General features: G+C 38.5%; 16 protein-coding genes. 8 read left to right on the top strand and 8 right to left on the bottom strand.

Annotated elements, in window-relative coordinates; genetic code table 11:
• The first annotated feature begins 71 nt into the window (after positions 1 to 71).
• From P2W72_RS10035 to P2W72_RS10050, 4 genes are all read left to right on the top strand, one after another.
• Positions 72 to 1379 (top strand): MFS transporter, encoded by a 1308-nt coding sequence (locus P2W72_RS10035; RefSeq protein ID WP_276361676.1) that lies wholly within the window; start codon positions 72 to 74, stop codon positions 1377 to 1379.
• A gap of 147 nt (positions 1380 to 1526) precedes the next feature.
• Positions 1527 to 2273, top strand: coding sequence for an SDR family NAD(P)-dependent oxidoreductase (locus P2W72_RS10040; protein WP_276361681.1), 747 nt, complete (start codon positions 1527 to 1529; stop codon positions 2271 to 2273).
• 21 nt (positions 2274 to 2294) lie between these two features.
• Positions 2295 to 2690 carry a Rid family hydrolase gene (locus tag P2W72_RS10045; protein ID WP_276361684.1) on the top strand — a complete coding sequence of 132 codons (396 nt, stop codon included), beginning with the start codon at positions 2295 to 2297 and terminating at the stop codon, positions 2688 to 2690.
• A 72-nt stretch (positions 2691 to 2762) separates the two neighbouring features.
• Positions 2763 to 3539: a creatininase family protein gene (locus P2W72_RS10050; protein WP_276361686.1), complete on the top strand. Its 777-nt coding sequence runs from the start codon at positions 2763 to 2765 to the stop codon at positions 3537 to 3539.
• 201 nt (positions 3540 to 3740) lie between these two features.
• On the opposite strand, the gene P2W72_RS10055 is transcribed toward P2W72_RS10050, so the two are convergent.
• The 4 genes from P2W72_RS10055 to P2W72_RS10070 all read right to left on the bottom strand — a co-directional run bounded on the left by P2W72_RS10055 (position 3741) and on the right by P2W72_RS10070 (position 10518).
• Positions 3741 to 4874: an efflux RND transporter periplasmic adaptor subunit gene (locus tag P2W72_RS10055; protein ID WP_276361688.1), complete on the bottom strand. Its 1134-nt coding sequence runs from the start codon at positions 4872 to 4874 to the stop codon at positions 3741 to 3743.
• 85 nt (positions 4875 to 4959) lie between these two features.
• Positions 4960 to 9312: a CusA/CzcA family heavy metal efflux RND transporter gene (locus tag P2W72_RS10060; protein WP_276361690.1), complete on the bottom strand. Its 4353-nt coding sequence runs from the start codon at positions 9310 to 9312 to the stop codon at positions 4960 to 4962.
• Positions 9313 to 9400: 88 nt separating this feature from the next.
• Positions 9401 to 9787 carry a hypothetical protein gene (locus P2W72_RS10065; RefSeq protein ID WP_276361693.1) on the bottom strand — a complete coding sequence of 129 codons (387 nt, stop codon included), beginning with the start codon at positions 9785 to 9787 and terminating at the stop codon, positions 9401 to 9403.
• 59 nt (positions 9788 to 9846) lie between these two features.
• Positions 9847 to 10518 (bottom strand): peptidoglycan recognition family protein, encoded by a 672-nt coding sequence (locus tag P2W72_RS10070; RefSeq protein ID WP_276361696.1) that lies wholly within the window; start codon positions 10516 to 10518, stop codon positions 9847 to 9849.
• A gap of 126 nt (positions 10519 to 10644) precedes the next feature.
• Here P2W72_RS10070 and P2W72_RS10075 point away from each other — a divergent pair, with 126 nt between their 5' ends.
• The 4 genes from P2W72_RS10075 to P2W72_RS10090 all read left to right on the top strand — a co-directional run bounded on the left by P2W72_RS10075 (position 10645) and on the right by P2W72_RS10090 (position 15299).
• Positions 10645 to 11871 (top strand): DUF5009 domain-containing protein, encoded by a 1227-nt coding sequence (locus P2W72_RS10075; protein ID WP_276361699.1) that lies wholly within the window; start codon positions 10645 to 10647, stop codon positions 11869 to 11871.
• A gap of 240 nt (positions 11872 to 12111) precedes the next feature.
• Positions 12112 to 12411 carry a DUF485 domain-containing protein gene (locus tag P2W72_RS10080; RefSeq protein WP_276361703.1) on the top strand — a complete coding sequence of 100 codons (300 nt, stop codon included), beginning with the start codon at positions 12112 to 12114 and terminating at the stop codon, positions 12409 to 12411.
• A 22-nt stretch (positions 12412 to 12433) separates the two neighbouring features.
• The gene (locus P2W72_RS10085; RefSeq protein ID WP_276361705.1) at positions 12434 to 14014 is read left to right on the top strand and encodes a sodium/solute symporter; all 1581 of its coding nucleotides are present in this window, start codon (positions 12434 to 12436) and stop codon (positions 14012 to 14014) included.
• 64 nt (positions 14015 to 14078) lie between these two features.
• Entirely contained in the window at positions 14079 to 15299 is a 1221-nt protein-coding gene (locus tag P2W72_RS10090) for an aminotransferase class V-fold PLP-dependent enzyme (RefSeq protein ID WP_276361707.1), read from the top strand.
• A gap of 203 nt (positions 15300 to 15502) precedes the next feature.
• On the opposite strand, the gene P2W72_RS10095 is transcribed toward P2W72_RS10090, so the two are convergent.
• The 4 genes from P2W72_RS10095 to P2W72_RS10110 form a co-directional block, all read right to left on the bottom strand.
• Entirely contained in the window at positions 15503 to 17170 is a 1668-nt protein-coding gene (locus P2W72_RS10095; protein ID WP_276361710.1) for an L-lactate permease, read from the bottom strand.
• A 35-nt stretch (positions 17171 to 17205) separates the two neighbouring features.
• Positions 17206 to 17700: a RidA family protein gene (locus P2W72_RS10100; protein WP_276361713.1), complete on the bottom strand. Its 495-nt coding sequence runs from the start codon at positions 17698 to 17700 to the stop codon at positions 17206 to 17208.
• A 67-nt stretch (positions 17701 to 17767) separates the two neighbouring features.
• Positions 17768 to 19201 carry a PQQ-dependent sugar dehydrogenase gene (locus P2W72_RS10105; RefSeq protein ID WP_276361717.1) on the bottom strand — a complete coding sequence of 478 codons (1434 nt, stop codon included), beginning with the start codon at positions 19199 to 19201 and terminating at the stop codon, positions 17768 to 17770.
• 26 nt (positions 19202 to 19227) lie between these two features.
• Positions 19228 to 20532, bottom strand: coding sequence for an amidohydrolase/deacetylase family metallohydrolase (locus tag P2W72_RS10110; protein WP_276361720.1), 1305 nt, complete (start codon positions 20530 to 20532; stop codon positions 19228 to 19230).
• Between the last annotated feature and the right edge of the window lie 211 nt (positions 20533 to 20743).

Raw genomic sequence — 20743 nt, forward strand, 5'->3', positions numbered from 1 at the left:
ATTTAAGACCAACATTTTCTGCCAATTAAATTATCACCGACTTTTTAATTAAATCATCAAAAACTGTAAACATGCCTGGCCGAAAGATAAAAAATTACCGCTGGATCATTTTAACCTTACTGGTTTCGGCTACAACACTCAATTATCTCGACAGACAAATACTCGGGCTCTTAAAACCTACTCTCGAACTTGAATTTTCGTGGTCTGAGACTGATTTTGCTTTTCTCGTAATGGCATTTACAGGAGCTTATGCTCTGGGATTGATCTCATGGGGTTGGTTTATCGATCGCATCGGGACAAAGCCAGGATACATTATTTCTGTGGCATCATGGAGTATTATGGGTATGATGCATGCTGTGGCACGTTCAGTTCCCGGGTTCGGACTGGCAAGGATTGGATTGGGGTTGACAGAATCGGGTAATGTACCGGCCGGAATGAAAACTATTGCAGAATGGTTTCCACGTAAAGAAAGGGCATTGGCAACGGGTTTATTTAATGCCGGAACAAGTGTCGGAATTATTCTGGCGCTAATCATTGTACCATGGATTTTGAGCTATTATGGATGGCATGAAGTTTTTATCATCACAGGTTCATTAGGTTTTTTATGGCTCCTGATCTGGATTTATGTCTACGATGTTCCGTCTAAGCATAAACGATTAAGTGAAGAGGAATATAATTATATTCATGAAGGGCAGAAATTGGACTATGACACAGAGGAGGAAGTGGCTAAAATAAAATGGATCAAGCTATTTACTTATCCTCAGACATGGGCATTTATTACCGGTAAGATTTTACTCGACCCGATTTACTGGTTCTTTATGTTCTGGCTGCCATCCTATTTTGCATCTACATTTAAGCTAAATATGTCAAATTTAAGTCCTGAGCTAATGATAATATATACGATGACCATTGCCGGAAGTGTTGGAGGGGGCTATTTTTCTTCATGGCTAATTCAAAGGGGTTGGCCAACATTAAAAGCAAGAAAAACAGCACTTTTAATTTTTGCAATACTGGAATTAACTGTACTTTCAGCTCAGTATGCTACAAATGCCTGGATGGTGGTTGGAATATTAAGCTTTACCCTTGCCATTCATCAGGCGTGGAGCACTAATATTTTTACCCTGGTAGTTGATTTATTCCCTAAACAGGCAGTAAGTTCTGTTACCGGAATCGGAGCTATGTCGGGTGCGGTAGGAGGTATGTTGTTCCCTTTATTTGTTGGATATATACTGGATAGTTATAAAGCAGCAGGAAATTTGATTGGCGGATATAATTTATTGTTTATAATTTGTGGTCTTACATACCTTACGGCATGGTTGATCATACATTTACTGACAAGAAGGTCAAATACTGTACCTCTCGAAGAATTAGCTGATTAAGAGAAATTTAGAATTAATACACGAATAACTTTATGAAACCATCATGATTTTGCCAAAACCCGCAGGGGTATGATTATTAAATCATGATCGCCCTGCCTGCGGCAAGCAGGCAGGTTCATCGACTTTAAAAAACAAAAAAATAAACTGATGAAAATTGAATTTAAAGAACAAGTGGGGATTATTACCGGTGCCGCTTCAGGGCTGGGACTTGCAATAGCAGTTAAATTATCAGCTAAAGGTGTTAAACTTGCCCTGCTCGATAAAGATAAAACAGGGCTGGAAAAGGCAAAGACTTTAATAGCTGGCGAATGTGAAATATTTCCATTGGATATCACCAGTGAGCATGAAGTAGCTTCCGCAATTGAGCAGGTTGGTAAGCAATATGGCCGCATTGATATTTTGGTGAATTGTGCAGGTGTAGCTGGCAAAACCAATATTTTGAGTCATGAAGTCGATGCTGATAATATGAAATTTGTATTTGATGTGAATTTTATGGGTTCCTTCTATACTTCCAAATATGTACTTCCTGTAATGTTAAAAAATAATTATGGCCGTATACTTCACATAGCTTCAATATCCGGAAAAGAAGGGAATGCCGGAATGCTGGCATATTCAGCCTCTAAGTCTGCTGTAATTGGAATGACTAAAGTTCAGGGTAAGGAGTATGCTGAAAAAGGAATTACAGTGAATGCATTGGCTCCGGCAGTTATCAGAACAGCTATGGTTGAAGCACTTCCGGTAGAACAGGTTAAATACATGACTGACAAGATACCTATGAAACGATGCGGAACCCTCGAAGAGGCTGCTGATACTGCAGCCTTTATTGTAAGTCCGGAAGCAAGTTTTTCAACAGCATTTACATTCGACCTGTCAGGCGGAAGGGCTACTTATTAATAATCAAATAAGGAAACAAGAATGGCAAGGAGACAAATTTTTCATCCTGAACAAAAAGACAAGGATTTTGTAATTGGTGCATATTCAGATGCAATTGAGGTTGACGGTACAGTTTATTTAAGTGGTCAGGGACCAGTTGATTTTGCAACCGGAACTTTTGTAAGGGGAACTATTGAAGAAGAAACACTTCAAACACTGCACAATATAAAATGCCTTATCGAAGCCGCAGGCGGTACATTGGATGATATCGTTAAATGTTCTGTTCACCTTGCAGATATTAAAGACTGGGACAGATATAATAAAGTTTATTCAGAGTTTTTTACCGGAGTTCGTCCTGCCCGAATTACAGTTCAATCGGGATTGGGGTTTGGTATCAAAATTGAACTTGATGCAATTGCAGTACTTCAGAAAAAATAATAAAAGCCTACCGGATATTCGGGAATAGAATCTGAATATCCGGTTAAATTATCAACCGCATTAAATAAAGACATGTTCTGGGATCAACTTTCATCAAAGCAAATTCAGGCACTGGATAAGAATATCCCGGTCTTGCTTAATATCGCAGCAGTTGAGCAGCATGGAGCACATTTACCTGTGGCTACCGATCGTATGATCGGGGAGTATTTTTCAGGTTTGCTGAATAAAGAACTGGAAGATAAGGTTTTGATCCTTCCAATTGCTGCCATAGGTTGTTCTGACCATCATATGGGATTTAGTGGTACTTTGAGTTTGAGTCACAATACTTTTGCTGCACTTGTAAAAGATATTATTCAGTCTGTTTTGCACCATGGATTTTACAATATTATTTTATTGAATAGTCATGGCGGGAATCAGGGTATAATGCAGGTAATAGTAGAGCAGCTTGGTTTTGCAAATCCTAATGCACATATTGTTGGAGCAACCTGGTGGACAATTGCTAAAGAAGAACTTTTGAAAATTACAGAAACCGGCTTTGGTGGTACCGGACATGCCTGTGAGTTTGAAACCTCTCTGATGAAAGTAATCGCACCTCAATTGATTCACGATGACCTGATACAAATGGGAGCAAATGTTTCTGCTTTTCCGCAATCAGATGGGGATATGCTGTTTGGAAGTAAAGTTTCATTTTATCGTACCATGAAAGAAATGACTCCAAATGGCGTTTTCGGGAACCCTGTTCAGTCTTCTGCAGAAAAAGGTATCCTAATAGGTAAGGCAGTGATAAAGGCCTTAAAACAGCTCGTATTGGATATGTATCATCTGAGCGACAGACAGTATATTAAATAGGATTCATCTGTCTATTATTAATATTTTCGTTTGCCAGATGGAACCTTTGATGTTTGAAATAATCATTGCCCTGTGTGCTTAATGATTATTTTAAACATATCGGATTGATTTAACATCATTAAACTGAGGCCTTAAATCATTTTTTATGACAAGTCCTAAAATAGTCAACCTATTTTAGGACTTGTCAAATAAGAAATATTTTTATTCCTCTGATTTATTTTTCAATGTCATAAGGAGTGTATATGCACCCTTAATTACTATTTCACGATTTGTAAATTTTTCGCTGTTTGTAATCTCGATAAACTTATTTTCTTTTACACCTGTTCCGACCTGAAGCATTTCAAATTCTTTATCAGATTTTTTAACAAACACATAATCTTTCCCTTCAAAATTAACAATTGCTTCTTCTGCAATTGCAAGTGTATTATGGCTCATGAGCTCGATCTCAGCATTCATATACATCCCAGGTTTTAAACTTTTATCCGGGTTCTCGAAATGACAATGAACCTCAGCTATTCTTTCAGGTGAAAGATCATTGCTGATCAGACTGATTTCTCCGCTATATTTCTTCTCCTCATTGCTATTGGAATACGCGATAAGTTTTTGTCCAATAGACAGTTTATTCAAATCTTTTTCAAAAACCTTAAGATTTAAATGTATGGTTGATGGATCAATGATCTCAAACAAAACATCTGTAGGACTTACATACTTACCTATATTAACGTTTACCTTAGAAACAAAACCATTGATAGGAGATTGAATAGAAACTGTTCTTGTGATGTTGCTTTCAGAAACTGAATTTGGATTAATGTTTATCATTTTAAGTTTCTGTTCAAGAGAACTAAGCATAATCTTAAGGGTATTATACTCCATTTGAGTTTGCTGATATACTTTATCACTGCTTGCTTTACTTGCATTTAGCTCTTTCTGACGATCAAGTTCTGATTTGCTGTAAGCAAGCTTTGATTTAGTGGTCAGATAATCTTCCTGCATTTGAATGTATTGCTGATCCTCGATCATAGCAATTGTCTCATTCTTTCTGATTGGCATACCGGGCAGTAATTTGGTCGATTTAAGATAACCACCCATAGGAATACTTACCGATACAATGTTTTGGGGTGGAACGTCGATACTTCCATTGACTTTTATAACTGATGAAATAGCTTTTTGCTCAAGTTTTGAAACACTGATTTCAGTTGACTTTAATTGCGTATCACTCAGGGTAACGATACTTTCGGTTTCCTGAGCGGGGGCTTCTGCAGTTACTTCAGTGCTGTTTTTACTACCACAAGATGTGATTATAAACAGGCTTAGTATGATGAATATATTTTTCATTATTATTTAATTTGATTTTTAGCGGCTATGATGCCTGCATATGCTTATGCAGGTTTCATTTTCTTTTATTTGATATTGGTCAGAATTATTTTTTAGAACTCAGGAAATTTAAATTGATAATGCTTTCATTCAGATTTTTGATCAGATCAAGATAATTACTTTGTATGATCACTGCCTGATTGTTAAGTAATACCCAGTCGAGATAATTGATCTCGCCGTTGATGAATTGTTTGTTTGCAGTTTCACGGATGAGTTTCGATTCGGTTAATGAGTTTTTTTCAAAATAATCAGCTGATTGTGAATAGTTTTCAAACTGCGACATAGATGCGGTATATTGAGTCTCAAGATTTAAAACCTGATTCTGATAGGCATTTTCTGCAATTGACTCTGATAGTTTTGATGCATTAACCCTTGCCTTTTGTGCACCTGTAAACAGTGGTATTCCAATCCCAAAACTGGCAGCACCAAATCTTTTGTCTGACGAATAGTAAATGTTATCGGCACCGGTTCCTTTAATACTCGTATTAAAATAGCCTAAACTTAAATCTGGAAGCATTTTTGATTTCTCTAAACGGGTATTTGCTGCAGCAATTTCTTTTTGTTGAACTGAAATCCTCGACAGGGGATGCTCTGTAATCACTGCAGATTTATCGGGCTGCATTAATTCCATCTTCTTCTTCTCTGAATAGGGCTCTATATCACTTGTAGTATTAAGAAGAAGTCTGAATTGCAATTTTGCCAGTTTGATTTCTTCCTGTAAAGCTTTTAATTGTAAATAGATCGCACTTTTTTGGGTTTGAGCGGTTGCTTTTTCCAGGGTGTTGCTTTCTCCCGCTTTAAACCGGATCAGAGCCTTATTCAGGAATTCTGTATAAATACTGTCAGTTTCAGTTAACAGCTTTTCCTTTTCCCTTAAGATTAGTATGGCGCTGAATATCTGAGAAACAGCTTTTTTAATTTCTGCTTCTTTTAGTGAAACACTTAAAACAGCCGACTTATATTCCTCATTCAGAAGTTTTTTCTGATTTGAGTAAACGGTTGGAAAGCTGAATGCCTGACTTATACCGAACCGGCTGTCGTTGTAGTTACTGTTGATCTGACCATATTCTGTACTTAAACTTGCATGCGGAATGTTTGCCGATGATCGTATAAGTGCCTGCTGATAATCTGATCTGAGTTTTTCATTTTTTATACTAAGATTATTCTTTAAAGCTGTGTCGATAGCAGCCTCAAGACTGATGCCATCCTGTGCATGAGCATTTACAGAACCCGCAAAAAACAGGGCCAGGATGATTGATGTTGTCTTTACAGGGATCTTTATTTTAACTGTGCTTTCAAAAATTATGTACAGAATAGGTAAAACAAACAAAGTCAGTAAAGTAGCAATCATAAGCCCTCCGATCACAACAGTTGCCAGTGGTTTCTGAACTTCTGCACCTGCACCATTACTCAGCGCCATAGGAAGGAAGCCTAATGATGCCACAAAAGCAGTCATCATTACCGGTCTTAAACGAACTTTTGTACCCATAATCACAATTCTGTTCAGATCTTTCATTCCTGATTCTTTTAAGCGGTTGAATTCTGCGATCAATACGATGCCGTTCAGTACGGCAACACCAAACAAAGCAATAAAACCAACTCCGGCACTGATACTGAAAGGCATTCCTCTGAGTGCCAGCAAATAAATGCCTCCAATTGCCGACAATGGAATAGCAGTATAGATCAGCAAACCATGTTTTATTGAATTAAATGCAAAGAACAGCAGAATAAATATCAGTAGTAATGAAACCGGAACCGCGATCATCAGTCTTTGTTTAGCAGCATTCAGATTCTCGAATGCACCTCCATAGGTGATATAATAACCTGTCGGTAATTTAACTTTTTGTTCAACCTTTGTCTGTAATTCATTAACAATACTCTGAACATCACGTCCCCTGACGTTGAAACCAACTACAATCCTGCGTTTGGCATCTTCACGCTGAATCTGATTTGGTCCATTCTTAATATCCACGCCGGCCAGTTGGTATAGTGGTACTGAGGTACCCTGAGGAGTAGGTATCAGAAGGTTTTTAACATCCTCAAGATCTTTTCTTTGATCCATATCCAGTCTTACTGCCAGGTCAAAACGCTTTTCCCCCTCAAATACCAGTCCTGAACTCTGGCCTGCAAATGCTGTATTGATTACTCTGTTTATATCAGCTATGTTTAAATTGTATTGAGCAATAGCAGCCCGGTTATAGCTAATTACAATCTGAGGCATACCTGTTACAGGTTCAACAAACAAATCCTGACTTCCCTGCACTCCATTAACTATATGGCCAAGCTTATCTGCATAAAGTGCAAGCGTATCAAGATCTTCTCCGAAGATTTTTAAAACCACATCCTGCCTTGCACCTGTCATCAGTTCATTAAAACGCATTTGAACCGGGAACTGAAAACCAGTGGTAATGCCGGGTACAGCCTCTAAAGCCTTACCCATTTTTTCTGCCAGTTCATTAAAGTTTGATGCAGAAGTCCATTCTTCTTTATCCTTGAGTATTACCATCAGGTCACTTGCTTCCATCGGCATAGGGTCTGTTGGGACCTCACCGCTTCCGATTTTGGTAACAACTTTCTCTACTTCCGGGAATTTAGTTTTCAGGATATGTGCAGCTTTTGTGGTGCTTTCGATGGTTGTGTTAAGATTACTTCCGGTTAATACCCGCGTATCAATTGCAAAGTCGCCCTCTTCCAATGCCGGAATAAATTCACCACCCATATTGGAAAGGATAATAATAGCTGCTATAAACATACTTACCACTGTGCCAATTACTAGTTTTGGGAAACGTAATATTTTTGTCAGGGCATGCTGATAAAAATATTCAACCTTATACATGATCCTGTCTGAAAAATTAGGTTCATGATGAATCTTTTTACTCAGAAACCAGGAACTCATCATTGGAATATAGGTGAGAGATAATACAAAAGCACCCAGTAAAGCGAAGGCAACCGTTTGAGCCATTGGCTTAAACATTTTACCTTCTATACCCTGCAGAGTGAAAATAGGCAGGTACACAATCAGAATGATGATTTGGCCAAATACAGCACTATTCATCATTTTACTTGCTGATTTTTTTACCTCACCATCCATTTCAGTTTGAGAAAGTTTGTTAATTGTTCCAAACTTCTTGCTGTGCGAAAGCTGATGCATCACCGCTTCCACAATAATAACCGCCCCGTCTACAATTAATCCAAAGTCGAGAGCACCTAAACTCATCAGGTTACCGCTTACTTTGAATGTATTCATCAGGATGATTGCAAAAAGCATGGCCAGCGGGATAACAGATGCAACGAGCAAGCCAGCTCTGAAATTTCCAAGAAATAATACCAGAATGAATACAACAATCAGAGCACCTTCCAGTAAGTTCTTTTCAACGGTATGAATGGCATTATTGACCATTTTTGTACGGTCGAGAAAAGGCTCAATAACAACACCCTCCGGAAGTGTTTTTTGAATCAACTCAATTCTGTTTTTAACATTTTTGATCACGGCACTGCTGTTGGCATCTTTGAGCATCATAACTACAGCTCCTGATACTTCTCCCTTGTCATTAAATGTCATAGCTCCATATCTGGTAGCATGACCTATATTGATTTTTGCAACATCCCTAATGAATATCGGGGTGCCGCCTTCACTGTTTCGGATATTGATCCCTTCAATGTCTTCTATTTTACCAATCAGACCTTCAGTTCTTACAAACAAAACTGTTGGACCCTTTTCGATGTAGGCTCCACCTGTATTCTGGTTGTTTCTTTCCAGAGCATCAAAAACATCATTAATTGTAATATTGTATGATTTGAGCTTGTTGGGGTTAACAGCAATTTCAAACTGCTTTAATTTTCCGCCAAAACTGCTGACCTCTGCCACACCTTCAACACCTAAAAGCTGTCTGCGGACTATCCAATCCTGAATTGTTCTTAGTTCTGTGGCGTCATATTTGGTTTCATATCCTTCTTTGGGCCTTACTACGTACTGGTATATCTCACCAAGTCCGGTAGAAATCGGGCCTAATTCAGGTGTTCCAATACCGGCAGGAATTTCAGTCTGGACTTTTTGAAGTCGTTCAGCAACCTGCTGTCTGGCCCAGTATACATCAATATCATCATCGAAAACAATGGTTACCAGGGAAAGTCCAAAACGGGAAAAACTTCTTATTTCTTTTAATCCCTTAATATTACTGTTTGCCTGTTCGATGGGGAAGGTAACCAGTCTTTCAATATCAGTTGCTCCAAATGATGGGGCTACTGTAATTACCTGTACCTGATTATTGGTAATATCAGGAACAGCATCTATAGGTAATTTTGTGGCTTCGTATGATCCGTATAAAATCAAACCAATAACGAAAAGGCCAACAATGAGTTTATTCTTTACAGAAAACTCTATAATTGCATTGAGCATAAGTCTCTATTTAACATTTATCTTAAAAAGTATACAATAAGTAAGCAAAGCTTTTAAGGTTTGCTTAATATGAAATATCCGATAATTGTTAACAGAATCTTGGAGGTTGCCAGATGTTAGAAAGGTAGGCTGATTTAAAGAATATCTTATACTGAGCTTTGAAAGTATTTATTTCACTTTCAAATGGTTTAGCAACTTTGTAGGAATAAAGGGTTGGTGCAAATGTCGGGCTTAGAATATTTACACATCCATCATGGGATTTGAAAGGTAAGCGCATATCCTTATCATAATCGCCATAACGTATATTATTGTTTGAATAATGAATTTTAAGAAATGTCCATAACGTTGTGCCTTCATTTAACCGCTTATGTTCAGCAAAATGCTCAATAAGCAGAGGAAGCTTTAATATCTGATATAATTCTGTGGTAGAAATCAGAAAAGCTGAGAGCAGAAGTATGGAAATTGCCTTTTTCAATAAACAAAGATACAATTTATTGTAATGAGAAAGTGTGACAAATATCACTCATTTTACAATTAGGGCTGATCTGGTTTCCCTTTGATGTTAAGATCCTTTATCCTGTTTCGGATTTTGGTCATGAATTCATCGCCAGGATCATTTTTACTTGTCAGGTAATTGGGGTCAGTTTCTTTCCATAGTGGATGACCAATAAATGATTTGTATTCATGATGTCCGATAACATACTCAATATCGTATTTGCTTTTGAGATAACGGATTAATGCCTCATTAGCATCAAGCTGCTTTTTGGTAAGCGGTGCATTCGTTCCCCCCACATTTTCAACACCAATGGCACAATAATTAAGTCCGATCACATGTCGTGCAAATGTCGTTTCAGGTAATTGTCTGAATATTACTCCATCGCGATCGACCAGAAACTGTGCCGAAACATTTAAGCTGCTTGCACCTGCAAGTCCCTTTCTGGCACCGGGAAGCAGGGTGGGGTTCATAGCATCAAAAGATTTTTCAAGTGATGGAATAGCGGTCCAGTGAAGTACAATTATTTTGGGAACAATAGTAGCAGAATCCTTAATAATGCCATGTCTGGCTTTTAAGTATTCAACCGAAAGTCTTTCCCTTTCTTTGTCAAAAATCACCGGTTTGTTAAATGTTCTGAATGTTTGCGCACCGGCACATCCGGATAGGGTCAAAACCCCAAGTATGCAGATTAGTTTAATCACGATTTTCATCTTAGAAATTATATAGATTCTCAATTTTTTAAATGTAATTGTTATCTCTTAAAATCAGCAACATTTTTATACATTAGATTTTTACCTCAATTCTGTTGAGGATAATAAGTAATATATAGTTTAATCATGGAAACAATTCTAAGTGATACAGGAATTACAAATAAAGACAAAGCCAATTCTGTCAGGATCGAATCAATTGATATTCTGAGAGCAATTACCATGTTGCTTATGATATTTGTGAACGATTTTTGGTCACTCAAAAATATACCAGATGGTCTCAGGCATGTTGCAAGGGGCGTTGACGGCATAGGCCTTTCTGATGTAATCTTTCCTGCTTTCCTGTTTATCGTTGGTCTTTCCTTACCATACGCAATAAAGAACAGACGACAGAAGGGTGATACAAATTCTGATCTTTTCAAACATATTCTCCTTAGAACGGTCGCTTTAATTACAATGGGTGTATTTCTTGTTAATGGAGAAAGTATAAACCCTGAGGCAAGCGGAATAAAAAACTGGGTATGGGGACCATTATCTTGTCTTTGTTTTATTCTGATATGGAATTCATACTCAAAGAATATCAATAAATACCTTGTAAATACTCTCAGAATCGCTGGAGTTTTAATTCTGGTCTTTCTTGCATTTATCTATCGTGGCGGAGAATCCGGTGAAGTGCGTTTTGAAACTCACTGGTGGGGTATCCTTGGACTTATCGGCTGGTCATATTTTGTCAGTGGAATAATCACAGTATATTCAAAGAACAATTTTTATGTCTTACTTGCTGCATGGCTGTTGTTTTGTGTGCTCAGCATGGTAAATAAGGCTGGATTAATATCAGATTGGTCAGTTTTAAAGATAATTCCTGGTCCGGTGAAGGGCGGAACCCTTATCGGGCTTACCATGGGAGGGGTGCTTTCATCTATGATTTTTCAATATTATACGGAAAGAGATCAAAAGCAAAAGTTAACGATAGTATTTCTTGTGCTTTCTGTCTTGCTGATATTCCTGTCCGTTATAACAAGACCATATTGGGGATTGGCTAAACTCGGAGCTACACCTGCATGGTTGTTTCTTTGCAGTGCAATTACATTGCTTGCCTTTCTCTTTATTTATTGGCTTGCTGATGTTGGAAAGAAATCGAACTGGTTTAATCTGATCAAACCAGCCGGAACAGATACATTACTATGCTATCTGATACCTTATTTTATATATGGGGCATACAGGTTAACCGGTTTTCAGTTTCCTGAATATCTTCTTGAAGGTGGAATAGGCCTTGTAAAATCATTTGTTTATGCTATGATATGTGTTTTTATTGCCGGAGCATTGAACAGATCAGGAATAAGACTTAAAATTTAAATAAATAAGATTTTTGTTCTAAATTTTTAAGCTTTTGTGTGATTTTCGTAACGATTTCATATTAGTTTTAAAAGAATAATCACAATTGTGTAATTATTCATTTTTTTTTCCTAGAATTATGAACTGATAATTTCTTGCTTTGATCAGACTGATTTTCCTGTCCGAATAACAGCTGATTATCTATTGAACTTATTGATACAGAACCTGTAAAACCAAAATAAATTAAATACTGCAACAATTATGGATAGTGCAAAAACACATGAAATTCTTCAAAGCCCCGCATTTAAAAAGCTGGTTAAAACAAGATGGAACACATCACTCATCTTTACTTTTTTAATGCTGTTTGTTTACATCGGCTTTTTGCTGATTATAGCTTATAATAAAGACCTTCTTAAAATACCAATGGGCGATTCATTAAACCTGGCTATTGTTGTAGGTTTAGGTATCATTCTGTTTTCATGGATTATCACCGGAGCTTATGTTTACTGGGCGAATAATTACTATGATTCTGCTGTAAACGAAATCAAAAAAGAATTTTAATATCAATCATCTATAAAGAATTATGTCCTTCAATTTACTATTACAGGCTAATCCCACGGGACCTGCATCTACACTGGGTACCGCTAATCCGGTATCAATAGCTATATTTTTCTTATTTGTTGCTGTGACCTTATATATTACCTATTGGGCAGCTAAAAAAACAAAGACCGGCTCAGAATTTTATGCCGCAGGCCGTAATATTTCAGGATTCCAAAACGGGCTTGCACTTGCTGGTGATTACATGAGTGCTGCCTCATTCCTGGGTATTGCCGGGATGGTGGCAACTAAGGGTTATGACGGATTGATCTATTCAATTGGTTTCCTTGTAGGATGGCCATTGATTATGTTCCTTGTAGCAGAACCATTGAGGAACCTTGGTAAATACACTTTTGCGGATGTTGTTGCATATCGTTTGAAGCAAAGACCTATTCGTATTGCTTCTTCGGTAGGATCACTGCTGACTATTTCATTCTATCTGATTGCTCAGATGGTAGGAGCAGGGGGATTGATCAAAACTCTTTTTGGGTTGAATTATGAAGTTGCTGTTTTTGTTGTGGGGATTGTAATGACACTATATGTTCTTTTCGGGGGGATGCTTGCTACAACCTGGGTACAAATCATTAAAGCAGTACTTTTACTTTCCGGAGCTACAATACTGGTATTGCTGGCCATGTCAAAATTCAATTTTAATCCGGCTGTTTTATTCGAGTCAGTTTCAAGTCAGTACGGTTCTGATATGCTTGCTCCCGGTGGATTTATTACTAATCCGCTTGATGCATTATCACTTGGTCTGGCATTGATGCTTGGTACTGCCGGACTTCCGCATATTTTAATGCGTTTCTTTACAGTTCCTGATGATAAAGCTGCCAGAAAATCAGTATTTGTGGCTACCGGCTTTATTGGATATTTCTACATTCTGACTTTCTTTATCGGATTCTCTGCATTAGCATTGGTGGGTAAGGACTCGATTATGGCTATAGATAAAGGAGGTAACATGGCTGCATTGTTATTAGCTGAGAATACAGGTGGAAGTGCATTTCTTGGATTTATTGCTTCCGTTGCTTTTGCTACAATCCTTGCAGTTGTTGCAGGTTTAACTCTTTCAGGAGCTTCAAGTATTTCGCATGACCTGTATGTAAATGTTGTGAAACATGGTGTTTCTGATGAAAAAGGCGAAATGAAGGTGGCAAAGAGAGCTACCATTTTCCTTGGAATACTTGCTGTTATCCTTGGCTTGATTTTTAAAGGACAGAATGTTGCATTCATGGTAGGTCTGGCATTCTCAATCGCAGCCAGTGCAAACTTCCCTGCATTGCTTATGTCTATACTCTGGAAAGGATTTACCACTCGCGGTGCAGTTTGGTGTATGGTAACAGGAGCTTCCTTATCTCTTATTTTAATTGTGATCAGTCCGACAATATGGGTAGATATTCTTGGCAATAGTGAAGCTATATTTCCTTTGAAGAACCCAACTATCGTTTCAATGACATCTGCATTCATTGTGGGAGTTATTGTTTCATTAGTAAAACCGGAACCTGATGCAGTTGAGAAGTTTGAAAGCGAGAAACTCCGAACATATTTAGGAGTAGGATCAGAAAAATAATAATCCATGTCTGATCAGCGTAAAGCTGGTCAGACTTTTTTTTAATACAATAAATTTTCATAATATGAAACGCAGAGACCTTCTTAAAGGTTTAACAGTTCTTCCTTTAGCCGGAGGAATATTGTCAGAAAGTGCAACAGGTGCAGAACTGTCGGGCGGAGCATCAGTTGTATCAGCAGCAGCAAAAAGAGACCTGTTTAAAGAACTTGGTATCCGTACATTCATTAATGCCAGGGCAACGCTTACATTCATGACTGGTTCATTGATGCAGGATGAAGTGCTTGATGCAATAAATAACTCATCCAGAAGATATTGTATGCTCGATGAACTTCAGGATAAGGTAGGTGCGAAAATTGCTGAATTATGTCATGCTGAGGCAGCTACGGTAACTTCTGGTGCGTTTTCTGCTATAATGCTCGGAACTGCCGGAGTGCTTTCTGGAAATGATCCAAAGAAAGCTGCTATGATTCCGCATCTTGCGGGTAGTGGTATGAAAACTGAAGTAATCATGCAGAAAGGGCATAATATAGGTTATTATCAGGCAATGCAGAACTGTGGAGTAACCATGGTATGGATTGAAACACGCGAAGAGCTTGAGCAGGCTATAAGTGATAAAACTGCAATGATGGCTTTTATGAACTGCAATACCAATTCCGGAAAAATTAAACATCAGGAATGGCTGGAGGTTGCTAAGAAACATAATATTCCTACATTGATTGATATCGCAGCTGATGTGCCTCCTATTGAAAACCTTTGGAAATTTAATGAAATGGGTTTTGACCTTGTATGTTTGTCAGGCGGTAAAGCGATCCGTGGCCCTCAGAGTTCTGGTGTTTTAATGGGTAAGAAGGACTTGATCGCGGCAGCCCGTATCAGCGCTTCTCCAAGAGCAAGTACGATTGGAAGAGGTCACAAAGTAAACAAAGAAGAGATACTTGGTTTATATGTTGCTATTGATCGATTTATCCGTAAAGGTGAAGAAGAATGGAATTATTGGTTAAAGCAGATTGCACATATTGAGAATGCAGTTAAAAATATTAAAGGGGTAAAAACACGGGTGTTTGTTCCTGAGATTGCAAATGCTACACCTAATCTGGAAATTTCATGGGATCCGGCTATTCTTCCTCTTACAGGTGAGCAGGTTCAGAATGGGCTGCGTAATGGAGATCCCGGGATTGAATTGAATTTCGGTAAAAACAATATTTCGCTTGTTACCTTTATTATGGTTCCGGGAGAAGAAAAGATCGTTGCAACAAGAATCAGAGAAGAGTTAACTAAGGTTTAATCCTCTTTCACTGATTTACATAAAAAAGGAGAGTGTTTTTTGAGACACTCTCCTTTTTTATGTAATAATTATTAGGCTTCGGAAGAGTTTAGCTGCTGTTTTTTAGTTATGGGCATTTAATCAGGTACGAATTCCGTATTTCAGGAAGTGTGCAGAAAATAAAAAGGGGCAGTGCAAAATGCACTGCCCCTTTTTTATGGATTTCAATGCACCACCATATTAGAAAATGGTATCACATATGCCTGCAGGAATACAAACAATCCTACCAAAGCCGCTAATGCTATACTATGAAAGAAGACGTACCTTAAAATTTGTCCCTCATGGCCATACCAGTTTGTTGCTGTACTGGCAACAACGATACTCTGAGCATCCACCATCTTGCCCATCACACCTCCGGCACTGTTAGCTGCAGCCATTAAAACAGGGCTAACTCCGGTTTGTTTGGCAGTAATAGTCTGCAAACTCCCAAACAACACATTAGATGCAGTGTCAGATCCGGTTAATGCAACACCAAGCCATCCCAGCATAGTGCCGAAGAAAGGATATAAAACTCCCGTCTTAGCCAGGGCAAGCCCTAATGTGGCATCTGCTCCCGAATATTTCGTGACATATCCTAAAGCCAGCATGGCTGCAATGGTGATAAGCGAAAATCTGACTCTCCATAAAGTCTGTAAATAAACCTTGAGCATTTCTACTATAGAATAGCCTATGGCAAATCCAGCTATTACGGCAGCCAGTAGTATTCCGGTACCTGTAGCTGATATCCAGTTAAGTTTAAATATTGCCTCCTCAGTTTTTGCCGGTTTGTCGGCTGTTGGTATTGGTGCAATAGGAGGGGAGCGTTTAACCAGATTATGTAAATAGCTTACCTCATATTCAGGAGCAGAAATTGAATTAAGCGATTTCTTTACAGTTGGAACACCCCAGGCAAAAATAAACAGGGTCAGAATTACCCATGGAGTCCATGCTCTGATGATGTCTTTATTTGAAACAGAAGTAGGGTCAGCTTCCAGTTTAACCGTGTCTTCAGCTTGTGGGAGCTCCCATATAGTTTTAGGCTGCCAGAATTTAAGAAGTACAATTATCGAAATGATGGACGCAATGGAGGCAAAAATATCTACCAGCCATGGACCATGATAATTAGCAACCAAAAATTGTGTTATTGCAAATGATAATCCGGCTGTAAATGCAGCAGGCCATACGGCAATCATTCCTCTGAAGCCAGCCATTGCCCAGATTACCCAAAATGGGACAATAAATGAGAATAATGGGAGTTGTCTGCCAACCATTGCAGATAACTTTAACAGATCGATGTCTGTAACAGCTGCAAGAGCAATAATTGGTGTTCCTAAAGCCCCGAAAGCCACCGGAGCTGTATTTGCGATCAGTGATAAACCACATGCCGCCAGAGGTCTGAATCCTAACTGAATAAGGATTGCAGCAGTAATAGCCACAGGGGTACCAAAACCTGCAGCTCCTTCAAAAAATGCACCAAATGCAAATGCAATCAGAATGACCTGAATCCTTGGATCGGGAGCTATGGTAGAAAGGTGCATTCTTATGAGGGTAAACAATCCTTTGTTTACTGTAAGCTGATAAAGGAATATCAGGTTTAAGACAATCCATCCAATCGGAAACAATCCGTATGCACCTCCATAAACTGTGGTAGCAGCTACTGCCGGAACAGGCATGTTAAATGCATAAAGGGCAACTAAAATAGCTACAGCCAGGCCAAGCACTGCAGCGAGATGTATCCTTATGTGAAATATTGCTATTGAACCAAGAAGTACAATAATAGGAAGTGCTGCAAGCACAGTAGAGATTATGGCATTATTAAAGGGGTCGTAGTTTTGTGCCCAGATTTGTTCCATTGGGTTAAGATTTAGTTTAGCGTATCAGTTTTTGATTATTTGAACGGATCCTTAGGTGAATTGTGAAGTTCAAAGAGTGCTTCAATCTCAACAGGGATATTATCGGGCAAAGAGTTGAAGCCAATTGCGCTTCTTACACCAATTCCGTTTTCTTCACCCCAGATTTTGGCAAATAACTCACTGCAACCGTTAATTACATTCGGATGTCTCTCAAAATCATCTGTGCAATTAACCATCCCAAGGACTTTAATCACTCTTTTTACCTTGTTTAAACTTCCAAAATTTGTTTTGATAGTGGAGAGCATTGCCAAAGCAACCTGCTGTGCCGCCAATTTACCTTGTTCGATGTCAAAATCCTGTCCTACACGACCCTTGATTAAGGATTTGTCATTTTTTACCGGTCCGTGTCCGGACAGGTAAAGATATTTGCCATCTACAATATATGGTTTGTAAACTCCTATAGGTTTGGGAGCAGGAGGTAAACTTAAACCTGTTTTTTCAAAATTCTGGTCAGGTGTATTTTCTTGCATTCTATAAATTTAATTGTTGTATTTAAGGATAGAATATATTTTAATTAATTTCTCTTTATAGTTCTGATTATCTTGGAATAGTAATCTTCCAGATTCTGCCACCATCCGAGTTGGCTGTTCCATGCTCAAGCACATAGATTTTATTTTCAATCAATAATGCATCTACCGGGGCATTGAAATTATTTACGATAGTAGTGGTTTTTACATAAAAATTATCTGCAGCAGCATTGTATGACATATCCAGATGCAGCAGATCCTTTCCGCTTTTTCTCAATAAATTAGTTCCCGGGCGATCTGATCCGCCACCATATCTGAAAACAAACCCATCACCTTTAAATTCATTGCTCAGTGCATTTTTCGTATCAAATACCAGCCCAAGTGGTACGCTGTGTGCATTAAATGTACTTACAGTTTTTCCTGTAATATCCCCGTCAACAATTTTTCCTGAAGCAATATCCCTGTATTCATTAGCGTCAGGGCCAAGATTTTGTACTCCCGGAGAAAACTTAACTCCCTTTGGGATCTTTGGGAAATCAGGATCATTTCTGAAATATTTCACTACATAAGCATGTGCTCCCGGACTTATGAAGGCATCTTTGGTATGATCAGGTGTCCATGGTGAAAACTGCTGAGGGTTTTCAATCTCTGCCATTTGCCAGGGGAATCCATAATGGTGTCCTTGTCTGATCCAGAACATCCCCTCAGACTGATCATAATCTCCGGAATTTACAACCCCAAATAAATTACCCTTGCCATCGAAAGTCATGTCATAAGCATTTCTGATGCCTTCGGCATAAAGATAACCATCAGCTTTAAGTTTAGCCCCGTCTGTTGTAAGCAGCAGGTCTTTCGTATTAGCAGGAAATCTGAAGACATTTGCTGTTAATGCATTATCACGAGCATTGGGATATGCACCATTATTGTCCTGCACTTCACCATGATCGGTTCGGGCACCGGAGTTAACATAAATGTACTGTTTATCCGGACTCACAACCAGAGCATTCCAGCCGTGGTCAAATGTCGTAGCATTGGTGCCGTATTCAACGGTATTGAAAACTTCGGTTAAGACAGGCTTTGATTTTGATAAATCGTATTTAATCATTCTGCCTTTTGTGCCTTTACCATCATTTGCACTAATATTCCCACAGAGATACAGGGTGTTGTTTAAGAAGGCAGCTCCCTGAAGCCGGGTAATTCCATGATCTTCGGCGCTGAACATCAGATGCTCTGCTGCCCCGGGTGTGTCAAAATCTGAAATTCTGAACACATTCCCGTCAAATGTGGAATACCAGAATTCACCTGTTTTTGGATTTTTTAATAACCTCACTCCAAGTTTACCAATATCCATAACTTTTTCCACCTTAATATCCGGGCGTAATGGCACAGGAGTTTTAACCGGAGGGTTTTGCGTTCTGCTTTGCTGGGCATTTACAAATAAGGAGTAAGAAAAAAACAGGGCGAATAACCCTGTTTTTTTCAATGTGCATCTTATGTTGCGCATATAATATTATAGTTTATTAGTCTCTTTTAAGGTCTTTGAGCTGGTCTTTGTCTCTGAGGATTTGGCAGAATATTTGGTTCAGCAATTCCATTCAGGTTATACACAATTCTACCGGCTCTGATGGTCATTTCAGTCTCAAGCCTTTGTTTTCCGGGAATTTTTCCATCTCTGGCATAAAAACCAAAGTTTCCGTTTCTTACGGTAAATATAGCAACATCCGCCTCAGATCCAACTGAAAGATTACCTAATTCTGGTCTTTTGATTTCTTGTGCAGGATTCCAGGTACTTGCCTTAATTACACTCTGAAGATCCATGCCCATAGCCATAAATAATGACATAATATTAGGCATATTTTTCATCGCATTGTTCATACTTCCTGTATGAAGATCGGTACTGATTGAGTTAGGATAAAAACCGCTTTTTACTGCAGGAGTTCCCTGATTGAAAAGGAAACTTGAACCACCGAAACCAACGTCAAATATAACTCCTCTTTTTTGTGCTTTGATAACATAAGGTTTAACCTTGTTGGTAGTTACATCAACAATTGATTCACGACCATTTGGACTGGTGCTTCCGTTTCCACCGAATGCATGAGTATAAATATCGCCGGGGCGGAATTTTACATTAAACAGAGAGTCGAGTGGTAAATATGGACTGGCACCACCAAAGTCAACCATCACCGGCAAATTAGCCAGTTTTCCTGCTTCAAGCAGACGGTCAGTTGGTACCCAGGTACGCCCGTTAAAATGTGCGAGCTTAAAACCTACGATATCATTAGGATATTTTTTTGCCATTTCAGCAGCTTTCTGAGAATCCATTTCATTGATATCATTCTCATATTTTCCACCTGCCATTCCCTGACCAACAATATTTAACATGGCAAGAACACGGGTTTGTGAACCTTCTATGGTTTGTTTTTTATAAAGTTCGAATGTTTTCCAACCCGGACTTCCTGCATCTACTACAGTTGTAACACCGGCAGGGAAGGTAAACCCGTCTGCAGGTAAACTTGAAGGAGCATTCATGTAAGCCGATCCATCATGGCCCCAGAAGAAATGAACGTGCAAATCAACCAGACCCGGAGTAACATACATCCCTTTTGCATTAACAACCTGTGCACCCTGTGCAGCGTCTATGTTTTTGGCTACCATGGCTACTTTACCATCCTTTATGGCCACATCCATCATTGTATTGATGTTGTTTTTAGGATCAATAACATGACCACCCTTAATAACGATACTGTAAGGTTTGTCAGATTGATTCTGCTGAGCCTGCAAACCAGTCCAAAGGATGGTTAACAAGGCCATGACGAAAAAACGTTTGTGCTTCATTTTACTCTGTTTTTGTTTTATTTTAAAAAAGTTACAATTGTTTTAAGATAAGTCAATGTAGTGTTTAAATCTTAAATATGAGAGTAAAAAAGAGCTTGTATCCCCTAGTGTTAATAAATATTTATATTAATTTTCTTCAGACTTAATTTATTCCTTTACAATTTATTTATATTTAAATATTGAATTGAACTTTGAGATTACGTAACAGATT

The organism is Daejeonella sp. H1SJ63, assembly GCF_029360775.1.
In the GTDB taxonomy this organism is placed as follows: domain Bacteria; phylum Bacteroidota; class Bacteroidia; order Sphingobacteriales; family Sphingobacteriaceae; genus Daejeonella.